Origin of the sequence: Clostridium sp. AM27-31LB, from assembly GCF_003480745.1 — a bacterium.
GTDB lineage: Bacteria > Bacillota > Clostridia > Lachnospirales > Lachnospiraceae > Butyribacter > Butyribacter intestini.
Map to the genome: position 1 here is coordinate 841,579 of NZ_QUJS01000001.1, position 25,495 is coordinate 867,073.

Annotated in this window: 17 protein-coding genes and 1 pseudogene; 16 read left to right on the forward strand and 2 right to left on the reverse strand. The window is 35.7% G+C overall.

Annotation, left to right across the window (positions count from 1 at the left end; all coding sequences use genetic code 11):
* The 11 genes from DW721_RS03340 to DW721_RS03390 all read left to right on the forward strand — a co-directional run.
* On the forward strand, positions 1-1,426 hold a 1,426-nt coding region (locus DW721_RS03340), incomplete at its 5' end, for an AAA family ATPase (RefSeq protein ID WP_243035931.1).
* Between the two features lie 119 nt (positions 1,427-1,545).
* A complete protein-coding gene (locus DW721_RS03345) occupies positions 1,546-2,517 on the forward strand; it encodes a WYL domain-containing protein (protein WP_118744789.1) in 972 nt (323 codons plus the stop codon).
* A gap of 210 nt (positions 2,518-2,727) precedes the next feature.
* The gene (locus DW721_RS03350) at positions 2,728-4,290 is read left to right on the forward strand and encodes a dynamin family protein (protein ID WP_118744790.1); all 1,563 of its coding nucleotides are present in this window, start codon (positions 2,728-2,730) and stop codon (positions 4,288-4,290) included.
* A 15-nt stretch (positions 4,291-4,305) separates the two neighbouring features.
* Positions 4,306-5,724 (forward strand): hypothetical protein, encoded by a 1,419-nt coding sequence (locus DW721_RS03355; RefSeq protein ID WP_118744791.1) that lies wholly within the window; start codon positions 4,306-4,308, stop codon positions 5,722-5,724.
* A 19-nt stretch (positions 5,725-5,743) separates the two neighbouring features.
* Positions 5,744-7,282 (forward strand): dynamin family protein, encoded by a 1,539-nt coding sequence (locus DW721_RS03360; RefSeq protein WP_118744792.1) that lies wholly within the window; start codon positions 5,744-5,746, stop codon positions 7,280-7,282.
* A gap of 28 nt (positions 7,283-7,310) precedes the next feature.
* Entirely contained in the window at positions 7,311-8,609 is a 1,299-nt protein-coding gene (locus DW721_RS03365; protein WP_118744793.1) for a hypothetical protein, read from the forward strand.
* Between the two features lie 227 nt (positions 8,610-8,836).
* Complete coding sequence (locus DW721_RS03370; protein WP_118744794.1) at positions 8,837-9,853, forward strand: hypothetical protein; 1,017 nt, start codon at positions 8,837-8,839, stop codon at positions 9,851-9,853.
* A gap of 64 nt (positions 9,854-9,917) precedes the next feature.
* Entirely contained in the window at positions 9,918-12,077 is a 2,160-nt protein-coding gene (locus tag DW721_RS03375) for a dynamin family protein (RefSeq protein WP_118744795.1), read from the forward strand.
* A 55-nt stretch (positions 12,078-12,132) separates the two neighbouring features.
* Positions 12,133-15,237, forward strand: a complete 3,105-nt coding sequence (locus tag DW721_RS03380) for a DUF87 domain-containing protein (protein WP_118744796.1) — start codon at positions 12,133-12,135, stop codon at positions 15,235-15,237.
* A 14-nt stretch (positions 15,238-15,251) separates the two neighbouring features.
* Positions 15,252-16,151 carry a DNA/RNA non-specific endonuclease gene (locus DW721_RS03385; RefSeq protein ID WP_118744797.1) on the forward strand — a complete coding sequence of 300 codons (900 nt, stop codon included), beginning with the start codon at positions 15,252-15,254 and terminating at the stop codon, positions 16,149-16,151.
* A gap of 9 nt (positions 16,152-16,160) precedes the next feature.
* The gene (locus DW721_RS03390; protein ID WP_118744798.1) at positions 16,161-16,532 is read left to right on the forward strand and encodes an immunity protein YezG family protein; all 372 of its coding nucleotides are present in this window, start codon (positions 16,161-16,163) and stop codon (positions 16,530-16,532) included.
* Between the two features lie 41 nt (positions 16,533-16,573).
* Here the strand turns inward: DW721_RS03390 and DW721_RS03395 are convergent, their stop codons facing one another.
* Positions 16,574-17,911: an MATE family efflux transporter gene (locus tag DW721_RS03395; RefSeq protein WP_118744799.1), complete on the reverse strand. Its 1,338-nt coding sequence runs from the start codon at positions 17,909-17,911 to the stop codon at positions 16,574-16,576.
* Positions 17,912-18,440: 529 nt separating this feature from the next.
* On the opposite strand from DW721_RS03395, the pseudogene DW721_RS03400 reads away from it, so the two are divergent.
* From DW721_RS03400 to DW721_RS03415, 3 genes and pseudogenes are all read left to right on the forward strand, one after another.
* Positions 18,441-18,874: pseudogene (locus DW721_RS03400) on the forward strand (solute carrier family 23 protein); the annotation flags it as partial.
* Between the two features lie 345 nt (positions 18,875-19,219).
* Entirely contained in the window at positions 19,220-19,813 is a 594-nt protein-coding gene (locus tag DW721_RS03410; RefSeq protein ID WP_022013159.1) for a cytidylate kinase-like family protein, read from the forward strand.
* Between the two features lie 259 nt (positions 19,814-20,072).
* Positions 20,073-21,371, forward strand: a complete 1,299-nt coding sequence (locus DW721_RS03415) for a dicarboxylate/amino acid:cation symporter (protein WP_118744802.1) — start codon at positions 20,073-20,075, stop codon at positions 21,369-21,371.
* 18 nt (positions 21,372-21,389) lie between these two features.
* Here DW721_RS03415 and DW721_RS03420 read toward each other — a convergent pair whose 3' ends face one another.
* A complete protein-coding gene (locus DW721_RS03420; RefSeq protein ID WP_182436184.1) occupies positions 21,390-22,574 on the reverse strand; it encodes a glycosyltransferase in 1,185 nt (394 codons plus the stop codon).
* A gap of 429 nt (positions 22,575-23,003) precedes the next feature.
* Here DW721_RS03420 and DW721_RS03425 point away from each other — a divergent pair, with 429 nt between their 5' ends.
* Entirely contained in the window at positions 23,004-24,536 is a 1,533-nt protein-coding gene (locus DW721_RS03425) for a CAP domain-containing protein (protein WP_118744804.1), read from the forward strand.
* A 64-nt stretch (positions 24,537-24,600) separates the two neighbouring features.
* Positions 24,601-25,437, forward strand: a complete 837-nt coding sequence (gene dapF, locus DW721_RS03430; protein WP_118744805.1) for a diaminopimelate epimerase — start codon at positions 24,601-24,603, stop codon at positions 25,435-25,437.
* Positions 25,438-25,495: the final 58 nt, after the last annotated feature.

Here is a 25,495-nt window from a genome sequence, read left to right on the forward strand (position 1 = left end):
AGTGATATTTTTGAGTTTTGCGGATATTAAAGGAAATACTTTTGAAATGGCACGCCAGCAGATATGTATAAAAATATTGGATTTATATGAAGAAAACGAGTATTTACTAGAGGGTGATATATTAGGTGAAAGTGAGAAGGCTTTCTATAAAAGTGTTAGTATGGATATGTCTGATGCAATTATTAGTACATCATTAAATAAGCTATGTGTTTTTATGTATAAATATTATGGGAAAAAAGTGATAATAATTCTTGATGAATACGACACACCAATGCAGGAAGCATATATGAATGGATATTGGGATGAACTTGTAGCACTTACGAGAAGTCTTTTTAATTCGACATTTAAGACAAATCCTTATCTTGAACGAGGGATAATGACAGGAATAACCCGTGTATCAAAAGAAAGCATTTTTTCGGATTTAAATAATCTTAAAGTGGTAACAACTACAAGTAGGGAATACGCAACAAGTTTTGGATTTACGGAAAAAGAAGTCTTTGATGCTCTTGATGAAGTAAATATGTCAAATGAAAAGGCAGCGGTAAAGGAATGGTATGATGGCTTTACATTTGGAGATGTCAAAGATATATATAATCCGTGGTCTATAATTAATTATTTACAGACAGGAAAAATAGATTCATACTGGACAGATTCGAGTTCAAATGGAATTGTAAACAAACTGATAAAAACAGGGACACCGGATGTTAAAGAAGCAATGGCAGTTCTTATTTCGGGTGGTGTAATAGAAAAAAAGATTGATGAACAAATTGTATTTGATCAATTAGATAAAAATGAGGATGCAATATGGAGTCTTTTGCTTGCAAGTGGGTATTTATGTATAGAGTCATATAAGGAAGTCGGCAGGCTGAAAAGAAAAATATATGGTTTGAAATTAACTAACCTTGAAGTAGAGAGAATGTTTGAGGTAATGATAGAACAATGGTTTGGGGAAGAAAAGTTTAATTACAATAATTTTGTAAAATCACTTCTCAATGGTGACATTGAAAGTATGAACGAATACATGAACAGAGTTACAAGAGGAGTGATAAGTTATTTTGATACAGGAAAAACTCCATCTGACGAAGAACCGGAAAGGTTCTACCATGGTTTAGTATTAGGACTGATGGTCGACCAGGTAGATAATTATATCTTAAGTTCAAACAGGGAGAGTGGTTTCGGAAGATATGACATAATGCTTGAACCGATAGACAAAAACAATGAAAAATATCCTGGCATTGTGATAGAGTTTAAGGTATTTAACCAAAAGAAAGAAGATACATTAGAAGAAACAGTAAAAAACGCATTAAGACAGATAGATGAAAAAAACTATGATGCAGAGCTTATCAAAAGAGGTGTGAAAGAGGAAAATATACAACACTATGGATTTGCGTTCAGAGGTAAGGAAGTGTTGATAGATGGACGATAGAGTATTAAATTAAAAAATAAATCTTAGTGAAAGAAAACTTATATATTATTTTTAGTAAGACATACATTTGTCCCTGTAGAATGATATAATAAATAAAAATTAAGAGAGGACTGAAATGTATGAGCAGCACTGGAACAAAAAAGAACAGAATGTTGGAAATATTTTTTAGGGCATTGCGTGGCGAGAACATATCGGTGAAAAATCTTGCAGGGGAATATGGGGTGTCGGCTAAAAGTATATCCAGAGACTTGGGAGAAATTAAAAATTTTCTGTATGAAAACAGGGAGTTGGTAGGAAATACAGAGTTGAAATATGCGGCAAGTTCAAAAACTTATTATTTGGAATTTGATAATTTTTTACTTAGCAAAGAACTGGCTGCCATTATTAAAATGATGATAGGCTGTAGAGCTTTTAGTAAAATAGAAATTCTGGATATAATCACTAAGCTTAAAAATTTCACTTCTTATAATGACAGGAATATGCTTGAAAAAATCATTAGGAAAGAAATGTATCATTACAATGAGGTAAATCATGATTGCAATAGTGTGATTGATAATTTATGGCAGCTTACACACTGCATATATGAAAAAATAGAAATATCCGTTTCATATTATAAAATATCAAGAGACTTGGTTAAACGGAGATTGCTGCCGGCTGCTATCATGTTTTCTGATTTTTATTTTTACCTTATTGCTTACAGATGTGATGAGGATGATTGGAAACCGTTATATTACAGAGTGGATCGAATAGTTAATATTGTCGAACACCGAAAGCATTTTGAAGTTCCCCGTGAACATGATTTTGATGAGGGAGAACTAAGAAATAAAATTCAGTTTATGTTTCCGGGAGAGTATCGAAAGATTGGATTTGAATATACCGGTATGTCAGTGCAGGCAATATTAGATAAAATCCCGACAGCAAAAGTAATTAATAAGACAGGAAATGTAACGACTATTGAAGCAGAAACCTATGGAACGGGTGTAAATATGTTTCTATTATCTCAGGGAAGTAAAGTAAAAGCTCTTTACCCAAAATCATTTGTTGATGAAATGAAAAAAGAAATAGATAATATGTGCAAGATGTATAAATGATTTTTGGAAAAATTATAATAGATGTGCAAAATACACATATATTTCTTGATGTTAGACGAGTAATCATTTATAATATACTTATATTTTGGAAATATCAAGAGACTTAAATTAATCATAAGATGAGAGAGTAAAATCCAAAAAGTACATAGAGAAGTGGAGGTTTGAACGCTATGGAAAAAATAATGGGGGGCGTTAGATGAGCTAAAAAGTATGAATACTGCTTATGGTATTGATACGGACGGAATTAGCAAATTGCAGAAAGAAATGTCTACGGCAAGAGTTTGTACACCTATCATTGGCAAATTTAGTTCAGGAAAAAGTGCATTGGTTAATACTATTTTGGGATATAGCAGAAAAATTCTCAAAGAAGATATTACACCTGAAACAGCAGTTCCGGCGGAGATAGTTTATACAGACTCATATGATGTAATAACGATAATTACAAACGATGGCGAAAATAAGCATTTATCTGTGGATGAGTACAGAAACTATAAGGCAGACGCTAATACGGTTAAATGTGCATATATTGAGTTGAGAAACAGTTTCCTAGAGAAAATTCCGGATGTGATGCTTGTTGATATGCCCGGATTTGAGTCGGGATTTGAAGTACATAACAAAGCAATCGACAATTATCTGCCGCAGAGCTTGGCTTATATCGTTACTTTCCCCGCCGATGACATGATTGTAAGAAGCAGCGTGGGAAACATTTTGAAAGAATTGTGTCTTCATGATATGCCGCTTTGTGTTGTCATTACAAAATATGATAAACATAATGATGATTTTGAAGTGACCTTTGAAAAGATGAAAGAGAGCTTGAAACGATTTGTGGGAGACAGGGAAATCAAGTATTGCAAGACAACGAGTTTTCATGGGGACGCAGAAGAACTTGAAGAATTTTTAAAGGAAATTCAGGAAAAATCTCAGGAAATACTTGCAAATAAGTATAAAAATCTTGCTATGCCTTTAGTTGATAATACACAAAATTATTTAATCACTACATTAAATGGAAGTCAGTTGTCGCAGTCAGAATTAAACGAAAAAGAGGACACATTAAAAAAGCAGTTATCATCTTTAAACTCCAAGTTTTCAAAGGAACAGGAGGATTTTGATTTAGAAATATCTGGATGTGTTGAGGAGATAAAGTCTGATGTTCAGAGTGCAATGGAAGCCGAAGAATCAACATTAGTTACTATGGCATTAAATAATCAAAGTATTAATGAACATCTTAATTCTGTTATCAGAAATGCAGTGACGAGAAGTATTCAAAGCCGATTTATTCCTAAAGTTGAAAAGTATCTGAAAAGAGTTACAAAAGCAATCAATAGTGAGTCGATAGGAGATGTCAATATATCTTTTGCATTTGATGCAGATAAAATAAATAAAGGAATGGCGGGAAGTATTGTTGCCGTTGCAGCAGGGATGTTACTGGGAGCACCAATCTTAGGAGTGATAGCCGGTATTTTCATGAAGTTATCAGGGGATAAAAAGAGAGAAGAAGCAAAGCAGTCTATCAGACAAAAGCTGCGTTCGGAAGTATATCCAAAAGTAATCAGAGAAGTTGGAAACGGAATAGAGACAGCGATTACTAAACAGATAAAACTTGTAAATACTTCTATGGAGGAAGAACTTACAAACCAGAGAAATACATTAGAAAAGGCAATGGAGGATTTGAAACAACAGATAAATGATGAAAAAACAAAAAAAGAAAATCTTGCGATTGATATTAATGCGGATTTAGAAAGGATAGAGGAAATAAAAGATAGTTTACAGTGAGGGAGAGGTTTTAAGATGGATTTAAATCAGATTGTTACATTATTAAATCAAGTTATGGATGCAATTCAGACTCTTGAAAAAGATTCTACTCAGGCAGACATGGACAATGCAGGTGCGAAGAGTATTTTATTAGCTAAACAATATCCCATCAGAGGGCATTGCCTTGTGGACAAAAGTGATTTTGAAAAAAAACTTTATATAGGCTGTTTGTTGGCTTTTTGTAATAGTGGTTTGAATAAGTCAATGGAGGAAAATAAAATATATCATATTTGCAGAATAATTGCTTCATATGAGCAGAATATCGATTTAACTGAATATATTGCCCAGAGTTTAAAGATAAATATGAAAACAATGCAAAGCATGATAGAAACTTTTGATTCTGAAACAATATTATGTTTTTCAGTTGATATGTTGATTTTGTATATGTTGGAACCAAACAATATTAGAAGAAACAGCTATGAAACTATTTCTGATATTTTTCAATTTTTACAAATGAGTAAAAATGATGTAAGAAAAGCTGCACAAATTGCAAAATGTATTATTGAACAGGATTTTGAGGGGTTGATTGGAGAAATAAGTGAAAAAGATTCAATAAATTATAACTGTTTTTTGGGATATTTTCCTGACAATAAATACACAACTATTGTCAGCAGTTTTGTAGATATTCAACATTTAGAAGGAAATGTATTGGTGGCAAATGCACAAATATCAAATTGTCATGAGTATTTTGATTTAAGTGAAACAGTTGCAACATCTATTACTTTTAGAAATTGCGTGTTTGTTAATATAAAAGGATTTAGGGAAAATGAACAATTAGTCATTTTCGATGGATGTAAATTTGAAAATAATAATTTTGATACAGAGGATTATGTACTTATTCAAGGTCAGAATATATTAATGATAAATACGGTTTTTACTGATATTCATACATCGAAAAATATTTTGAATATTTCTGATGGTAAAATTCGTGAGTGTAAATTCGTAAATTGTCAGGGAGTTGATTTACCATGCACATATCTTTTTGAGTTAAATAATGTGGAGGTTTCCAAATGCATATTTGATAATTGCACTATGGTTACAATACACCATTTCAGACAATATACAACGGGTGGTGTTTTTACAATCGCTAATGGTTTTGTAAGAGAATGTATATTTGATAAATGTATAGCTAGAGGCGAAGCAACGAGCCATGAGCAGTATGCAACATTTGAAATGCAAATTGTAAAAGCAATAAATACTACGGTAGGAGAAAACAAATTTAATAACTGTTGTTGTTATTCAGATATATCTAGGGGAGTAAATGTTAAAAGTTATATTTTAGGATTAAAAAACTCAAATGAAAACGGAAATGAGTTTAATGAGTGTTCTTCTCATCATTATATCGATGGAGGGATTCGGTCGAATTATAAGAATTATAACATTGGCGAACTTTAAATAATGGAGGAAATAAAAGATGACTTACGATGAAGAAGTATATGAAAAATTACTAAAAAATTTCAATCTGCTCTGTGCTATCATCAGGCAAAATACATCCGAAAATCAGATGAAAGCTGACATTACAAAGATTGAAAAATTAATTAATGACAAAATTCCGGATACTTTAAAAAAGAATGCACCTGAAGATTTTTATGAACTATACACTGATTTTAAGTCAGAATATGAAAAGTTCAGGGACTTCATTTTGTATGACAAGCTGATAGGAAAAAATATCGTGGCTTTGGGTGGCGGATTTTCGAGTGGAAAGTCAAGCTTCTTAAATGCACTGATGGGAAAATCGGTGCTTCCGTCAGACATTGACCCATCTACATCTGTTCCTACATATATTGTAAGGGGCGAGAAGCATGAGGTTATGGGTATCAATGTATTTGACACGAAAGTACAGATGCAGCCTAGAGATATTAAAAAGATTGCTCACGGCTTTGGTGAGGTTGAAGATGATGACGATGAGAAAGTTACGGATGCAGTAACTCTTGGACATGTTTTGGAAAACATCTTTTTCTCGACACCGTTACACAAGTATGAAAATATTGCATTGCTTGATACGCCCGGCTATTCAAAACCGGATTCGGAAAAGTATTCTGCAAAGACAGATGAACAGATTTCAAGAGGACAGCTTAATTCCAGCAACTATATTTTGTGGTTTGTGCAGGCAGATGCAGGAACTATAACAGAAGAAGATATTAAGTTTATAAAGACTTTGCGTGACGGTATTCCAATGCTTATAATCCTGAATAAAGCGGATAAGAAAAATCTCGCTGACCTTAAGGAGATCATAGCAAAGATAAAATCTACATTAGATGTTAAAGGTGTCCGTTATGTTGATGTTTTTGCATTTACAAGTAAAATTGAGCAGATTGAAGATGACAGTCTGAAAGCGTTTATTGAAGAAGATGCAGGCAGGATAAGACAGCAGATTGAGACTTGGAACAGTCAGGTTTATGAATCGAATTTTGCGAGAAACTTTAAGAAATTATTTGTGAGATGCAAGGATTTTTACGAGGATGAGATTAACGAAGAAAGCCGTAAACTTACGAGACTGAACACATCTATCACTAAGCTTGAAGCAGAAGATATTGATACGGAGATATTAGAACCTTTGCAATTAATGGTAAAAGAAGCACAAAAGAATGTAAATGAACTTAAGAATATCAGTAAAAAATTAAAAGAATTACAGGATGAGTTCTTTACGGAGATTAAGTTTATTTCAGACATTGTAAATATTGATATGCCAGAGCCGTCTGAGATAGACCTGCTTCAGGATAAAGTTCAAAATCCTTTGCAGCTTATAGAAGATTATAAGAAACAAAAAGGTATTAAAACAGACAGTTCCGTGGCAGATATGCTACAAAATATATTTGAAGGAATAGAACCTGTTATAAATAAATCTGCCGGCGGCAGTGAATACAAAGAGGAATTGATTGACATTATCAAAGAGTCATGCAGCATTAATGCAGAAGATATTCATATTAATGATGCTTATAAAAGTAGATGAAATTAGTACCTAATAGAGGAGGTTTTTTATGAGTGAAATCAATGATAAAATATTAAAAATGCGTTTGAAAATTAAAGATATGAAGGCACAAGTATATCCAATTGTAAATCCAGAATTATTGGGATTGGATGAATACATTAAAAGTTTATATATAAAATTATTGTGTACAATAATCTTATATGAAAATGATCCTTTAGAAATGCAAGTGTTATATTTGAAAAGAATTATGCAAGGTATGGATATAGAAGATCCTATAGAAGAATATATGAAAAAAGCACTTGAGCTGTCAGAGGTGGATATAGAAGATTTTATATTGTTTATGAAAAAGGATATAGTAAAATGTTATTTTGCTGTTGATGGAATTATTTTATTGGTAATGGGGAATCATGACTATAGAAATATTGAATATCTTGCAGAGTTACTTGAAGTATGTGGTTTAGATAAGAATGATTTAAATAGTTTATCGTTGATTGCAATTTCTATTTTGCAACAAAAATCAGACTGTTATGAAAAAGCACAAAAGTGTATAGGTCATAATGTTATGGGAACTGACTTTAGTCCATATATTAAGTCATTTTTTGATTCGGGAATAGTATCAGATAATGAAAAGTATATTTATTATCGTAATATGACTAATAAGGGGTTAAATCCAAAGAGAATATATGAATCAAACAAGATAATATTTGAAAATATGGAAATATGTTTGGAGGATAGTCTTAGTTTTAATAAATGTGAAGAATTAAATTTTGTCAATTGTAAATTTGTCAAAAATGTAAAAGAGGATATTAGTTGTATAATTGTTAATGGATGTAAAAATATAAGGATTGAAAAATGTTCTTTTACAAATTTAAACAATATACACGATATATTTAAATTAGAAAATTGTGAAGAAGTGTTTTTTCAGGATTCTTTAGTTCAAAATTGTAATTTTATAAAAGATGTATGTGGAAATGAAAAAATAGGATTAATAATTCAAATTGATGGAAATGAAAAAATTAAAATTTCCATAATTAATTCAAAGTTTCAAAATTTGACGGGTAGTTCAAAAGTTAAATATTATAGGCCTTCATTTTATGCAAGACCCGGAAGTATTATAACAAATAAAAAAAGCTATGTAAGCAATTGTGAATTTGATAATATAGAATACTATGCGTATTTAGGTACCAGGCAACAAGACTATTTAAAGTTAGAAAAGGGGCGTATGCGGTTATTTACTAGAAAAACTGAAAATATTGATAATAAAATAAATAATAGTCCAGAATTTAACAGCAAAGATTGTTATCATGCAAAGGATGATTGGGAAGATGATGATAGAGGTGATGATTAGTTATTTAAATTCAACATTAATAGTATTGACCCGGAAAACAGCAGAAGAACAATGTTTACTCCGCAGTCTAAGGCAACTAATTGCACATATGAAAATTCGGCTCGTTTTAATTAATTTGGTTATATAAGATTAATTGATTTATTTATATCAGGTTAATTGATTTATTTATATCAGGTTAATTGATATGTTTATAAGGGATTGATATAAAACCATAGAAAGAGGTGAATATGTTGAAAAGTCTTTTAGATATTCAACAGGATATACATATACTGGAAAAGAATATACAGGAAATCAATGAATGTGTTAAATCTATCGGCACAGACATTGAGACGATAAGAAATTCATCAGAAGATATTACATTAGATTATTCAAAAATAGAGGTGCTGGCAAAGCAGATTGACCTCGGAGAGCATCCTTTGAGCAAACTTAAAGATAGACATTCATGTCAGATTTATCTGGAAATGCTCTTAAATATTGTTCGACTTGACCCTGATGATGAAGCTGCGGCAAATCGAATGGTATTTATTCAATGGCTGCAGATGCAGTCACATATTGATCTGTCATTAGAGGACTTGTATTTGGACTGTTTGAAAACAGACGAGCAGTTGTTTTATGAAATGTCTGAGATAATATCAAAAGATTATAAAGAGTATTTTTTGGTTGATGCACTTATCGTGGCTAATATTACAGGTATGGCAAATAAAGAAATATATAAGTATATTGCTGATGCAATAACCGTGTTAGGGGTGTCGGGAAAAGATGTGAAAGGTCTGGCATTTGTTTCCAAAGTGTCATTGAGTCAAAATTTATCTGGTGTTAGTGATGATGACCTGAAAGTATTAGGAGATAAAGTAAAAGAATATGGACATTATATCAGAAGTGATTTAGTGGAGAAAGTATTCGCAAAACTGCGGGTGGTTGCAGTTGAGGTGCCTGATAATGAAACAATGCTCTTTGCGTGGAAAGTAGAGCAGCAACAGGCAGTCAAAAGCGGAGACATGATTGCCGCTTACAGGACTAATAAGAGGATAGATGGTGGAAGAGGAAATTCAAAAAACATTTATTTATCGAAAAGAAGGAAATCATTATTGGATAGTTTTGGGGGTTATGAATTAGTAGAAGTAAAAGCTCCGGTATCAGGTACCATCTTTCAGTTTAGAGATAACAATACTAATTACGGTGTTATTGCTCAGGAACAGGACAATGAAGAGTCAATTAAGGCTTGGATAAAGGCGGGAAAATAATGCTGTGAAGCTTAAAGTTTTACGGATTAGCCAAAATTTGCACTTACGGAAAAGAGGTATTTAGATGAATATATTTACTAATGACAATAAAGAGTTTGAAACTTTTGTAGGTCAGGTAGAAAACATAGTGGATGATGTCACGGGATATGCTAAGGAAGATGATATATCGGGTCTTAATAAGCTTATCGATAATTTTAAGCTGAAAACAAAGGATTTTTATCGTGAAAACAGAAAGCTTAATATTGGTGTTGTCGGGCAGGTTAAATCGGGTAAGTCCTCTTTTTTGAACACATTGTTGTTTGGTGGTAAGGAAATCCTGCCTAAGGCATCGACACCCAAGACTGCAACACTTACAAAAATGGAGTATTCCGAGGAAAACATAATTCAAATAGAATATTATTCTCCTAAAGAGTGGGAGGTGTTGGAGGAGAATGCCGCCGTTGATATTGAGGATGAAATCTATACATCGGCAAGAGAGATTGTTGATATGGTAAAGAGAAACGGAGTGGATACTGCACCGTATCTTGAAAAAGGAATTGACAGGATTGAGTTTGATACATATGAGGATCTGATTTCAAGTTTAAATGATTATGTCGGTGAGGACGGCAGGTTTACTCCGATAGTAAAAGCGGTAACTTTATTTCTCAACAAAGATGAATTTAAGGGGTTATCAATAGTTGATACTCCGGGACTGAATGACCCGATTGCTTCAAGAACGATCCGTACAAAGGAATTTATGGAAGTTTGTGATGTCGTATTCTTTTTGAGTCAATCAGGCAGCTTTCTCGATAAGAGTGATTGGATTTTATTATCAAGCCAGCTTCCGCAGAAAGGTGTTAAAAAACTTGTTCTCATCGCCAGTAAATATGATAGCGGAATCCGTGATATTTTGAGGGTTCAGGATGATGACGATATTTTTGGTGATGATGAAAATACGGCTGACAATATTCCAAAAGCCTGTAAGATTATAAAGAAGAAATTTAGAAAAAGAGCAAAAAGCAAGGTAGAGGAATTTACAAAGGATCTTGAAAAGAGAGGAAGTTCACCTGAACTTATCGAGGTGATAAAGCAGTGTGCTGATCCGATACTGGTTTCTTCTTTAGCCTACAATATGACAGGAAAAAGTCAGGAAGATTTCTCATCCGAAGAAAAAAATATATACTCGGCACTAAAGCAGTTTTCAAATGACATGGAGTCAGACCTTAAACTTCTTGGGAATTTTGATGAAGTAAAGAGTTTGTTTGAAGATGTAGTGAAAGATAAGGAAGATATATTATCGGCAAAGGCAAAGAGCTTTATTCCTAATGCCGCAGAGGAATTAAAAAATCTTCTTTCAAGTTATCTGGAGAAAACAAATAAGAGGATTCAGGTTCTTGAAAGTAATGACAGGGAACAACTGATTGAGCAGAAAAAATTTGTTGAGACGCAAATGAGTTCGATAAAAGCTGATATTGCATCTGTGTTTGGAGAGTTAAATGCCAAGTTAGAGTCGGAAAAATCAAATGCTGTCAGGGAACTTCGGGATGCGGGTAAAGATTATCTCAATGTAAAGGAGAGGACAGGAACGAAAGTTATCCGTGATTCATACAGGGTATCGGATTCAAAATGGTATAATCCCTTTTCATGGGGAAGTAGTCATGTTGAGTATTATACATATGAGGAACATTATTCATACTGTATTGCGGCGGATGCCATTGAAAATTTACGCAAATACGGTCTGGAGGCGTCTAATCAGGTCGAGGAGGTATTCAGTGAAGCGTTGCACATAAAGGAAATAAAGAGACGCCTGCTTAATGTTGTTGTTAATAACTTTGACATGGGAAGTGAAAAGTACGATTCGTCTTTATTTAGGATTATGGTCGAAGAAACAGTAAGTGGTATTGAACTTCCTGTTTTTGACATTGACATTTCGGACGAGATGAATGGTATTGCTGGCAAGTTTACCGGGGAACTTACTTCTGCAAGCCAAAAGACGGAACTATCTACGGCTCTGTCTAAAGCGATTTCAAGGATATACGATGAATTATGCAAAAAATTAGACTCTGCCGTAAAGAAGTTTAAGGGAGAAATGGCACAAATCGGCAAGAAAGTGGAGGAGTCGCTGCTTGACAATATTACTAAAGAATTTGAAGAATTACTCAGTCAATGCGAAAACAAGGAAAAAGAAATCGCAGGATATAAAGAATATGCAGAGATACTTAAATCAGAGCTTGAACACATATAAGGCGGATTGTGAATGTCCGCTTTAAAAGTCATAATTAACGAATGGAGGATGTATCATGGCAAATGAATTAGAGGTCACACAAACCGGATTAAATAATTTAGATAGTTCGCTGAACAATGCTTCTGCGATTATTACTAAGGATTATTTAGAAAGGCTGGAGACATTTGAAATCCTGCCACCATCTGCTGAGGATACGGATATTGATATTGCGGAGTGCGGTAAATTTTACAGGCTTTCTAAATTAGTTGTCAACAAAGAGGAGAACTTTTTGAATAAGCTGACAACAATAGTTAATGTTACATCTTCCATTGATTGCAGTATTGCAACGATAATAAAAAGTGACGGTTCAAAAATAGAGTTTTTATTTGGTATTATTTCAAAAAATGCAAGAGACTCAAAGGAAGTTAGCGTAAAAAGGCGTCAGGCGGATGCTAAAGCTTTTAGGGGAGCATTGGATGGAAATCTTGTAGGTTCTGATTTAGAGGAACTTAAAAAAACAGAGGTTCAGAATTTCAGGGATACGATTTTTTCGGAAAATGAAAAGTGTTATTCCTCTGTGTCGGGAATAGTAGCACTTCGTGATGAAGACGATAAAAGCATAGAAAGTTATGTTCAGGGAATTGAAAATCTTGTAGATTCCTTGAAGGGGCAGAAATATACTATCGTAATGCTTGCAGACCCTGTTTCCACATCGGAAATTCAGAGGATGAAACAGGGATATGAATTGCTGCATACGCAGCTTGCTACTTTTGCACACAGTTCGGTGACGATAAATGAAAGTGACACTTTGTCTTTATCAAAGGCGAGGACAGACGGGATTTCGGAGGGTATATCAAAAGGAATCTTACTTACACAGAGTAAGACGAACTCAAAGGGCAGATATTTTGGCGGAAGTGCAAGTGCAGGTGTAAGTTTTGTTGTTTCCGCAAATGTGGGATTTAATGCAGGAGTAAACAGCAGCACTGCAAATACAACAGGAAAGACAAACACGACAACTGAGACAAATCAGAGAAGTAGTTCAGTCACTGATACGGCTTCATCTTCAAAAACAGCGGGAAAGAGTTTGCAATTAACATATGAAAACCGCTCTGTTAAGGCACTTTTGGATAAAATCGATAAGCATTTGGAAAGACTTGATGAATGTGAGAGTTTTGGTGCTTTTGAATGTGCAGCGTATGTTATCGCTAATAACCGTGAAACGGCACTTACCGTTGCAAGCAATTACAATGCTCTTATGAGAGGTAAAAATTCCAGTGTTCAGTCATCACATATTAATTCATGGTTCAAAGTGGAGCAGACACGGATATTAGGAAAGTATATCGGCTCGTTTGTGCATCCGAGATTTTGGCAGAATAAAAAAGATAAGATAATTGTTACTCCGGCTTCGATAGTCAGTGGTGATGAGCTTGCAATCCAGATAGGTCTGCCTAAAAAGTCAATTCCCGGCATAACGGTAATTCCGATGGCTCCATTCGGGCGGAATGTAACAGAAAGTAATAATGATACAATAACGCTTGGTAAACTTTACCACATGGGGCACAACGAGGGTTATGACGGAAAAGAGCAGGAAGTCAATATCGACATTGAAAGTCTTTCCATGCACACTTTTATCACAGGCTCTACGGGTAAAGGAAAATCAACTGCGATTTGTTCTGTTCTGGATAAACTTATGACTCATAATGTCAGAGGAAAGAATGATAAAATAAAGTTTATGGTTATTGAGCCGGCAAAGGGTGAATATAAGGACAGATTTGGCGATTATGCCGATGTGAAAGTATATGGAACAAATTACAGGAAGATGCCGCTGTTAAAGATAAATCCTTTTAGTTTTCCGTATGATATTCATGTGTTGGAACACATAGACCGTCTGATAGAAATCTTTAATGTCTGCTGGCCGATGTATGCCGCAATGCCTGCTGTTTTAAAAGATGCCATTGAGAGAGCATATGTTGTTTCCGGCTGGAATCTTGAAACATCAGAATGCAGATATAAAGATTTTAAAGGTACTCCGCTGTATCCGTCTTTTATGGATGTGTTGCATCAGATTAACAGAGTTATGGACGAGTCTGCATATTCGTCAGATAGTAAGGGTGATTATAAAGGTGCATTGTCTACAAGGCTTAAATCACTGACAAACGGGTTGTACGGTCAGATTTTTACTAATGATGAAATCAGCACAAGTGAGCTGTTTGACGAGAATGTTATCATAGACCTCAGCCGAACAGGTTCGATCGAGACTAAGTCACTTATTATGGGACTGCTTGTTATGAAACTGCAGGAGTACAGAATGGCAAATGCCACGGCTGGAAATGAACCGCTTAAGCATATTACTGTATTGGAAGAAGCACATAATATTTTAAAACGGACTTCGACTGAGCAGACGAGTGAGGGCTCTAATATGCTTGGAAAATCAGTAGAGATGCTGGCAAATTCTATTGCGGAGATGAGAACTTACGGTGAGGGATTTATTATCGCAGACCAGGCACCTGGTTTAATGGATATGTCCGTGATAAGAAATACAAATACAAAGATAATTCTTGGATTGCCGGATCTTGCCGACAGAGAGCTGGTTGGAAGAGCCGCAGGACTTAATGAGGATCAGATTTTTGAACTGTCGAGACTTAAGACTTTTGTGGCAGCGGTGTATCAGAATAACTGGCTTGAACCTGTTTTGTGCAATATAGATACAAATTTTAAAAATGTTTCAAAATATTCATATGACTGTAAGACAAAAGCTGACGAAGATAAAATGAAGTATCTTGAATATCTGCTGTTGCCGATAGATAAGAGAAACAAACTTGATGCCCGCTATATTGATGAACTGGTAAATGGCATATATACTTTGCGTATTCCGGCTGAGTCAAAGGCTGCATTTATCAGATATACAAAAGCCGTGACAAAGGATGAAGTTCAAAAATTGAGAGGTCAGGTAGTGTATAGCCTGTTCAATTCTGAAATAGCATTCGGACTTGCAAAAGGAAAAGAAAACAATATAAGCAGTTGGTATGACTGCATAAAGGAGATGCTTGAACCTGATATTATGCTTCTTAGTGAAAATGACCAGCAGAAAATAATTGCTTTATTGACAAAAGAACAGGCACGGATTGATGGCACAGCCGAGACAGTGGATTTATTTGAACGGCTGATGGATCACATATAAAGGAGCGTGGTTGTATGGATTTTTTTGGTGGATTAAGTGAGATTTCAGAAACTAAAGGTATGAAATCAGGTGAGATTAGCAAAAAGGCAAGCGAAAAGTTTGACAGGCTTATGGGTGATGATAATTTAAGTGAAGTATCTGCGGAGCAGCAGGAGGATATAATACCCGAAGAACCCGATTATTCTGAAAAGAGAGAACCAAACTCTGTTTATGAGTTTAACGGAAATACATATGAGACTGACGAAAACGGTCAGACATATAAGAAAAACGGCGAAATTCTTCCCGATATTGAATATACGGCAAATGGAAATGTATATAAAACGGATGGCAACGGAAATAAAATATCGTGTGACTCAAATCCTGAATATACGGAGGAGGGTTCTAGGAATATGAAAGAGCAAAAAGAGTCGGGCGGTGAAGAACGCAGAGAGGACGATGACGGCGGACACATTATTGCGAGAATTCTTGGCGGTTCAGAGGGTGAAGAAAATCTTGTGCCGATGCGGAGAACGATTAACCGTGGCGATTATAAAAGGATGGAAAATGAGATTGCTAAGGCTTTGCAGGAGGGCAAGGAGGTTAGCGTACACATAAAAATTGAATACAACAGTGAGTCAGGCAGACCGACAAAAATCAGGGCAGGATATATTGTTGATGGCAAAAAGACGGTATGTGAGTTTGATAATGTTGAAGGTTCTACGGATTTATCAGAATCGTTGTCAGATAAGATAAGTGACGAGGATTATGACAGATTAAAACAAACTTTAGATGATATGAAAGAAGACGGATGCGATGTTGCGATTACATCCGTCAAGGTTGAATATGACGAGAGCGGAAATATTGCAAAAGTAACGGTGGGAATATTAGATGAATCGACAGGAACAAAGACATATAGGGAGTACAGTCCAAGATAGGAGGTAATTATGAAACCGGAAACATTGATATTTGACAAAGTAAGGAAAATCATCCCGGATAATAGTGATAAGACGGTTTTCTTTGCAGGAATAACAAAAACAAGTCAGGAAGTGTATTTTTATTCTTTTATAAACGGGCAGGCAGTCCAGTGTTATGCTCTTGCAGAGCAGTATGAACTGGACGAAAATGAGCTTTCAGAAGCTTTTTCTGAAATCGTTGATATAATAAAAAACTCTAAATTATACATTCCTGAAAAGTATAATGTTGCAACTGCCTCTATCGACAGGTCGGGGACAAAACTGGATATGGAATATTATGATATGGATGTCAGTGAATATCGTATTCAAAAAGAGTGGAAAAAGAAACATATAGACGGATGAGAATACAGAAATTTATAAATATCCCCCTGCAAAGGATGCCATTATGGCATCCTTTTAAACATCCTCCTAACCATAATATAACTAAACGATGCAGTTATCACCTCTGCAATCCAAAACGAGTTCCATACACCGTAAACTCCTGCAAAGCTGCTTAGGATAAATGCTGACGGGATTATTATTATCACATATCTGAGAAGAGATATGACGAGGGATTTTAGTCCCATGCCAAGTCCCTCTAATGCACCGGAGGCGGTGACGGATATTGTGGATATGATAAATCCAAGACAGATTATGCGAAGTGCTGTCTTGCCGGCGTGTATTGTCTTAGGGCTTGTTGAAAACAGTCCCATAAGCTGGCCGGGGATTATAAGACATATTATCGTGCCGAATATCATTATTATGCTGTTTAATGCAAGTGTAGTGTGATATATCTTTTTTACTCTTGTTTTCTCGCCTGCACCATAGTTGTAGCCGATTATCGGACGCATACCCTGGATAAGTCCGTTTGCGGGCAGATAGAGAAATGTCTGCAATTTATAATAGATGCCGAGTATTACGACATACATTCCCGAAAATGAACTTAATATGGCATTTAGAGCCGATGTTAGTACGGATGGCAGTGCCATGTTTAATGTTGCTGGTATTCCAACTGCGTACAATTTTTTTATTATTGAAATATCAAAGCTGATATTTCTGAGTTTAAATTTTATTCCTGCATCTTTTCTTAAATAAATGAATACATAGATTAAAAATGTTGTAAGCTGTCCTATTGTGGTTGCTATGGCTGCACCGTTTATTCCAAGACCTTTAACAGGACCAAGACCGAATATAAGAACAGGGTCAAGTATTATATTTACTATACATCCCGACATAAGGCTTATCATTGTAAAGGTCATTTTTCCGACTGCCTGAAATACTTTTTCAAAGGTAAGACTTACGCAGATAAATATTGAAAAAGAAAAAACAATTCTTGAGTATTTAAGACCGAGCTCTATTACTTCTTTGTCAGAGGTAAACATACCCAGAAATGATGGCATGATAAGGTTGCATATAAATATCATTAAAATACCATGTAAAACGGAAAAGAGCATACCTATTGAGGCGGCATTGTCAGCCTGCTCTTTTTTCTTTGCACCGAGAAAATAAGATATTACCGCATTGATACCTACTCCGAAACCGACCGCAATTGAATTTATAAAATTCTGTACGGGAAAAACAAGTGATAGGGAAGTCATTGCGTTTTCACTTATCTTGGCAACAAAAAAGCTGTCAACGATGTTGTAGAGAGAATTGACAAGCATAGAGATTACCATTGGCATCGACATTGACAGGATAAGCGGTAAAACAGGTTTTGTTTTCATAAAATCATTATTGTTCATTTTGAATCTCCTTAATTATGAGCAAGTTAGCAGAGTGTATTCAAATATCTGCCTGATAAATCTGCTGCATCAAAAAAGTTACTGTCTTGCAAATTTAGATAAAAAAAACACGCACTAAAATAAGTGCGTGGCGAAAAGATGATCGTACAGGAAAAATCCACTTGTAATTTTCAGTAAAAAAATGATATAAATGTAGAAATAAATTTCAGAAATACTGTTCTACATCGTAAATATCAAATTATAGATGTTGTATGTATATATGTTTGCGAATACATTATTTATAAACACATTACAGCAACGGCAATAATATACTTGATTTTTTAAATAAAGTCAAGAAAAAAATACTTGTAAAATCACTATAAAAAATGCTTGCCATATCACTTGTTTTCCTTAATGATGGTGCAAGTGACAAAATTTTTATAGGGAGGATAGATTGAAAAATAAAATTTTTCATACACAAGATTTGTGTCTGCACACACTTGACACAAACTTGATAGGAATAAAAAATGTGTGCGGAAAAGAGGATTTTATGAACAAAGATAACGAAACTATTCGTGATGCGAGAACTCTTGGTTTGCCAAAGATGCTTTTGCTTGGTTTGCAGCATATGTTTGCTATGTTTGGTGCCACCATTCTCGTTTCGATACTGGTTAATAATTATTTTAATGGAGAGGGATTGTCGGTTCAGGTCACTTTATTTTTTGCAGGTATAGGAACATTATTCTTTCATCTTTGCACAAAGTTAAAAGTGCCTGCTTTTCTTGGCTCATCATTTGCATTTCTTGGTGGGTTTGAGACGGTTGCAAAACTTGATACTGAAATTTTTAAGAACATGACTATGGGAGAGAAACTTCCATATGCCTACGGAGGAATCGTCGTTGCAGGTCTTTTATATCTTGTGCTCGCACTTATAATCAGGATAGTGGGGGCAATCGTTCAATGCGTTTTCTGCCGCCGTATATGCGGCCGTGCTCAGCTTTGTTCCTAAATTTGCCGCCATAATAAGCACTATGCCCGTTGCTATCGTCGGCGGTGTAAGTTTTATTTTTTATAGTTTGTCTGTAGTGGACAAACACTTTTTGATATTTATGTTTACTATGGACATACAGATAAATCTAAAATAATGGTATTATAAAGCTGTGCAAAACAAAAAGTTGTCCTTGCAGATTTATATTATGAAGTTGTAGTGTAAAGATGATGTTTATTTCATCTGTTTTGTAAGTGACAATCAGTAACAGTGATGTTTTTAAAGACATAGTTGATTTAAAGTATTTTGTTTAAGCAGATAAAAAGAAATGAGGGATGCATATGAAGCATTTTGTTGTTGCGATAGGAAGAGAGTTTGGAGCTCAGGGCTGTGATATTGCTGAAAAGCTTGCCGAAAAACTTGGAGTTAAACTTTATGACAGACAGCTTGTCGAGGAAGCTGCAAAGAAACTTGAGATGGATGAGCATACCGTTCAGAAAGCAGATGAGGTATCTGCAAAAGACATTGAGGGTTTAAAAACTACATACGGCGTCGGCAATTTTTATCTCTCAACCCAGGTGCTTGATGCACAGGCTGATATAATTGAGAGAGTTGCACAGAATGAGTCGTGCATCATAATGGGAAGATGTGCTGATTATATTTTGAAAGACAGGGATGACTGTCTGAAGATATATATCTATGCTCCGTTTGATGTAAGAACTAAGCATATTGCGGAGAAATATGATATGTCGATGTTTTCGGCAAAGAGACTTGTAAGGCAGATGGATGAAAAGCGTGATACATATTATAAATATGTCACGGGAAACAGGAGAGGTGAGCATGACGGAAAAGATGCAATGTTCGACAGCAGTATAATGGGAGTTGACGGAACTGTCGATATGCTTCTTGAAATGATAAATAAAAAGTTCGGATGATTTTAATATTTGATAAAAGATTCATTTGATATAGTACATAAGTAATAGTGTTATAAACAGACAGCAGATTACTAATTTCTGACTGACTAAAAAATAAATATAGTATATAGCGTGTCAAAGGCGACAAAACATAAAATATGTTTGCCGCTTATTTTTTTGCAGGATTTGTGTCTGGGCACACTTGGCACAAAACTCATGTGCGAAAGGCAAAACCTTTTGCACTATGCACAAAAAAACGTGTGCAGAAACGGGGGCTAATATGATAAAACGATGGAAAAAATTAAATCTTACAGTACAGATAATGATAGGGCTTGCAATTGGTGTGATACTTGGATTTATAATTCCTAAAAGCTGGACAGGAGTTATCAAGGCATCGCAGACTATAGGAACGATTTATATGAATGCTTTGAAAATGATGATATATCCTTTGGTATTCTGTTCTCTTGTATGTGGAATAAGGAGCATGGGAAGCGTGTCAGCAACGGGCAGGATAGCAGGCAGAGCGATGGTATTCTTCTTATCGACAACCTGTCTTGCCTGTGTCTTTGGTATATTTGTTCCGCAGATGCTCGGTATCGGAAAAAATGCAAAGCTGCAGCTTGCAAGTGCGGATGTAGATGTGAATAATGTATCAAACATACTAGATACAATAACTAACCTTATTCCGTCAAATCCGTTTGCTTCGTTTGTAAACGGTGATATGCTGTCAATCCTGGTATTTGCGGTTATCATAGGTTTTGCGATACTCGCATTACAGGAAAAAGCCCAGCCTTTGATGGATCTTATAACATCCGTCAATGAAGTTTCAATGAAAATATTGTTTGAGGTTATGAAATTTACTCCGCTTGGTGTTCTTTGTACGATAATGCCGGTTCTTGCTACTACCGGTGCAGATACGGTTGTTTCAATAGGAACGGCACTTCTTACGACATATGCGATAATAATAATATACGCCGTGGTGGTCTATGGCATCATAGTGGGAGTTATAGCAAAAATGCCTTTAAAGACATTTGTAAAATCGGTAAGTCCTGCTGCACTTAATGCATTTGGTACCTGTTCAAGCTCTGCGACTATTCCGATAAGCATGAGATGTGCAGAGGAGGGAATGGGTGTATCAAAGGAGATAACAAGTATAGTGCTTCCACTTGGAGCAACTGTAAATATGGATGCAATATCAATACTTATGTCGGTTATGATAACATTTTTTGCAAATGCCTGTGGGGTTCACCTTACTTTGCTTAATATGGTCGTGATAGTATTGGCAAATGTGCTTTTATCAATAGGTACACCGGGTATTCCAAATGGTCAGGTTGCATCATTTGCGGCACTTATCCAGATAGCAGGCATCCCGGCAGGTGTTATGGGAATATTCATAAGTATAAGCACACTTTCAGATATGATAGTTACGATGGTCGATGTATTGGGTGATATGGCATGCTGTGCTACTCTTAAAAAAATTCTCGGAGGTGAAAGCACAAATCGTGATGTATCTTCTCTGAATACTGCTATGATGGAGCATGGGGTAGTTAATGCAAAAGAGGGATTATACAGGGAATAAACAGGTAGATTTGTATATTTACAAAAATTTTAACAGTTCATTGTGAAGCTGTTTTGCCCTCGCATACCATGTGTGTTCACAGTTTGCAAAGTTAAATGCGTTTTTCTGTATTCTCTCCAGTTTATCAGTATCATTTAATGCATTTTCAAATATCTCAGGCAGTTTATCAAGCTGCTTGAGGTCATAAAATATAATATTTTCATCAGGTGTGAGTATCTCATCAAGGTATTTGCTGTGGTCTGTTATGCAGACTGCTCCGTTGCACATAGAGTTAAATATCCTGTCATGGGCACCATCTTTAAACCACGGCATGACATTTAATGAAAGTCTGCTGTCGGCGAGTGCTTCAAGACATCCATAGGAAAGCTCATCAGGATTCATGTCGAGATTTTCGGGATGTTTACACATGAGTTTATCGTAACCTTTGCCGACACAGTGTATCTTAAAGCCGGCATCGGCAAGAGTTTTAATCACTTCACCTCTGAAATAACATCTGACATATGTATCAATGAAAATCATGTTTGGAATAGCTGTTTTTACTTCCTCATGTGTGATTCCGGGAATAGCTTTTTTTAAGTGTTCTTCCATTGTCAGATCATCCGGTTTGTCGGGATTGGTGATAAGATCATGTATTATCTCAAGATAAAACATTGCATATTCGTCACCGAGTCTGTTTATTGCATCGTCAAAGACTTCCGGTGGTGTGTAATTACCGGTAAAACATATGTCATATTTTCTGTCAGCCATCTTCTTGTAATCTCCGTTTGGGGAGAGTGAGGTGCCGCCTAGTGGAAGAAAAGTTCCACTCATAAGTTCCGGATAAAATCTTTTCATATATCTGTCATGGTATCTGTCGATGGATACTTCATAAAAAATATCTGGATGTATATCGAAAAGTTCGGGATAAAAATATGGATGGTCAACGGCTATGTTGACGCATGGGATTTTGCGTTCATCCCAGATAGAGACTCCATTCATGTTAAAAAGTGAAGTCTCATAATGAATACCGTCAAAGTTAAAAGTGACAAGTATCGTGTCATAAGCTGTTGCAAAATCGTAAAGTTTTTCTGCACTTTCTTCTTCTGTTGTCTGGTCGAAAAGAAAAGTCTTGTATCCTAAGGCTTCAAAGCCTTTTTTTAATTGCAATGAAAAAAATTCAAGGGTTTCGGTTCCGCCTGTCATAAGCACTATTTTATGTCTCATTTCATTCTCCATTCCTGCATAAATATATAAAATTATAGCATACATTTTGTGGATTGTATATCATAAAGAAAAAATTCAATAATAATGGGTAACAGTTCAGCTTTCCGTTTATTACATTCATAAACCTGCCATGATAACAGTTATAGATTATGTACTGATAAGTAAATTTTATAAGATTGCAGCCTGTTTTATGCAGATGGGTGAACAGTAACTTTTACTTGCCCTAAAAGGTGCTATATATTATAATTAATTCACATTAAGAAAAACCGGGTTACAAAATATTGCCGCTCCCGCTTATGGTGTGAACGGTTATCGCAAAGGCTGATTTCATGTCTGCGGTGTGAATGGCAGTTTGCAAAGTATGTACTCTGTGAGTTCTTCGTTCAGAAGATTTCGTGAGTACATAAGTACGGAAAGGAGAAAGAATCTATGATTAGAAAGAACAGAAAGAGTATTTGTTATGTAATGACGCTGGCTTTGTGTGTGACATTGGGAAGCAGTTATGTACGGGCTGAGGATACAGAGGCACAGGGGATAAATGTGGCATATCATACACAGGATGAGATAAGAGCATTTTGTGCAGAAAATGCTGCGGGCTTAAATGATGCACTTACATTTGCAGAAAATCCTGTTGTCAGTGGAGATTATTCTGCCGGAAAGCTATCTGACAAGACATTAAACAGTGCTATCAATATGTTTAATCAGGTGAGATATATAGCGGGGATTTCATACGATGTGCAATTAGACGATACATACAACAGCCTTACACAGACGGCAGCACTTGTAAATTATGTAAATGGTGAACTCAGCCACTATCCGTCAAAACCTGCTAATATGGACGAAGATTTATATAATCTTGGAGCAAAGGGAGCAGGAGAGAGTAATATTGCATGGGCTTCATGGAAAAATGCCGGCATGAACCAGAGTTTGGTAAACGGCTGGCTTGATGATGGAGATGATTACAATATCGACAGATTAGGGCACAGAAGATGGGTGTTAAATCCAAATATGAAATATACCGGTTTTGGAGCAGTGACTGGAACTAATGGAACATACAGTGCGATGTATTCTTTTGATATGAAAAATACAAAAGCGGGTGAGTACGGAGTTGCATGGCCGGCACAGAATATGCCTGTAGAATATTTTGGTACGGATTTTCCGTGGTCTGTATCTATGGGAAAAAATGTAGATATTACTTCTGTTAAGGTAAAACTTACAAGGGAAAGTGATGGCAAGGTATGGAACTTTTCAAGTGAAGAAGCAGACGGTTATTTCAATGTAAATAATGCAGGTTACGGTCAGAAAGGATGCATTATATTCAGACCTGATACCAGTATAAAATATACAGCAGATGATGTGTTTGATGTAGACATAACAGGTCTTGGCAGTGATGTAAGTTACACGGTTAATTTCTTTAGTCTTGAAGACGGTCAGGCTGTGACAGCAAAACCTACGGTAAAGCCTACAGAGACACCGACGGCAGCACCAACGGAAACACCGACGGCAGTGCCGACAAAAGAGCCTGAAATCACAGAGAAACCTGAGGAGACAGAGGAACCAGAAATCACGGACGAACCTGAGGAGACGGAAGAACCGGAAGAGGAGCCTGAGGAGACAGAAGCTCCAACTGCAAGACCAACAGTGACACCGACAGCAAAGCCGGTGACAAAGCCTGCAAAAGTTAAGATAAAAAAGTGGAAGATAAATAAAAATAAGGTCACTGTTTACTTTGGAAAAGTAAAAAATGCATCGGGTTATCAGGTGAGATATTCGACGAGCGTAAAATATAATAAAGACTTAAGCAGCAAAGCCGTATCTTGCAAATCAACGAAAACTATGGTTAGATTGAAGAAGTCAAGGAAAAAACATTTTATACAGATGAGGGCATATACTAAGAAAAACGGAAAGAAAGTATATGGCAGTTGGGGGAATACGATTAAAATATATAAAAATATAAAATAATGCAAAGGTCAAAAGCATATGAAATAAGGCATATGCAAAATGGCACATGGAAATGGAGGGAATTATGAATTTTACAAAAATGCATGGTTGTGGCAATGATTATGTCTATGTTGACTGCACAAAGGGGATGATAGAAAATCCGGGTGAGATTTCAAGAAAAGTCAGTCACAGACATTTTGGAATAGGTTCTGACGGTCTGATACTTATATGTTCATCTGATGTTGCAGATTTTAGAATGGCTATGTATAATGCTGACGGTTCAGAGGGGGCAATGTGCGGCAATGGTATCAGATGTGTTGCGAAATATGTTTATGATAAAGGACTTACCGACAAGAAAAATCTTTCTATCGAAACAAAAAGCGGAATAAAAAAACTTGAGCTTACAGTGGAGGATGGAAAGGTTTCACTCGTAAAAGTAAATATGGGAGCACCTATCCTTAAGTCAAAAGATATTCCCGTTGCGGTTGATACGGATAAATGTATAGATGCGGATATAAATGTTGACGGAAAAGTCTATAAGATAACCTGCGTCTCAATGGGAAATCCTCATGCAGTTACTTTTATAGATGAGGATGTAAATAAATTCCCACTTGATAAGATAGGTCCTAAGTTTGAAAATCATCCTATGTTCCCTGACAGGGTGAATACGGAGTTTGTCCAGGTGCTAAACAGACATGAAGTAAATATGCGTGTCTGGGAGCGTGGCTCAGGTGAGACACTTGCCTGTGGTACGGGAACTTGTGCGACAGTCGTTGCCTGCGTTTTAAATGGTCTTACCGAAGATGAGATAACGGTTCATCTGCTCGGTGGTGATATATTGGTAAAATATGACAGAGATAACGATACAGTCTGGATGACCGGACCTGCAGCTATTGCATTTGAGGGAACGATAGAGATATAACAAAGATTAAACTTATGGCACTGCTTTGTAACAGCGTCTTAAAAAATTTATTATATTT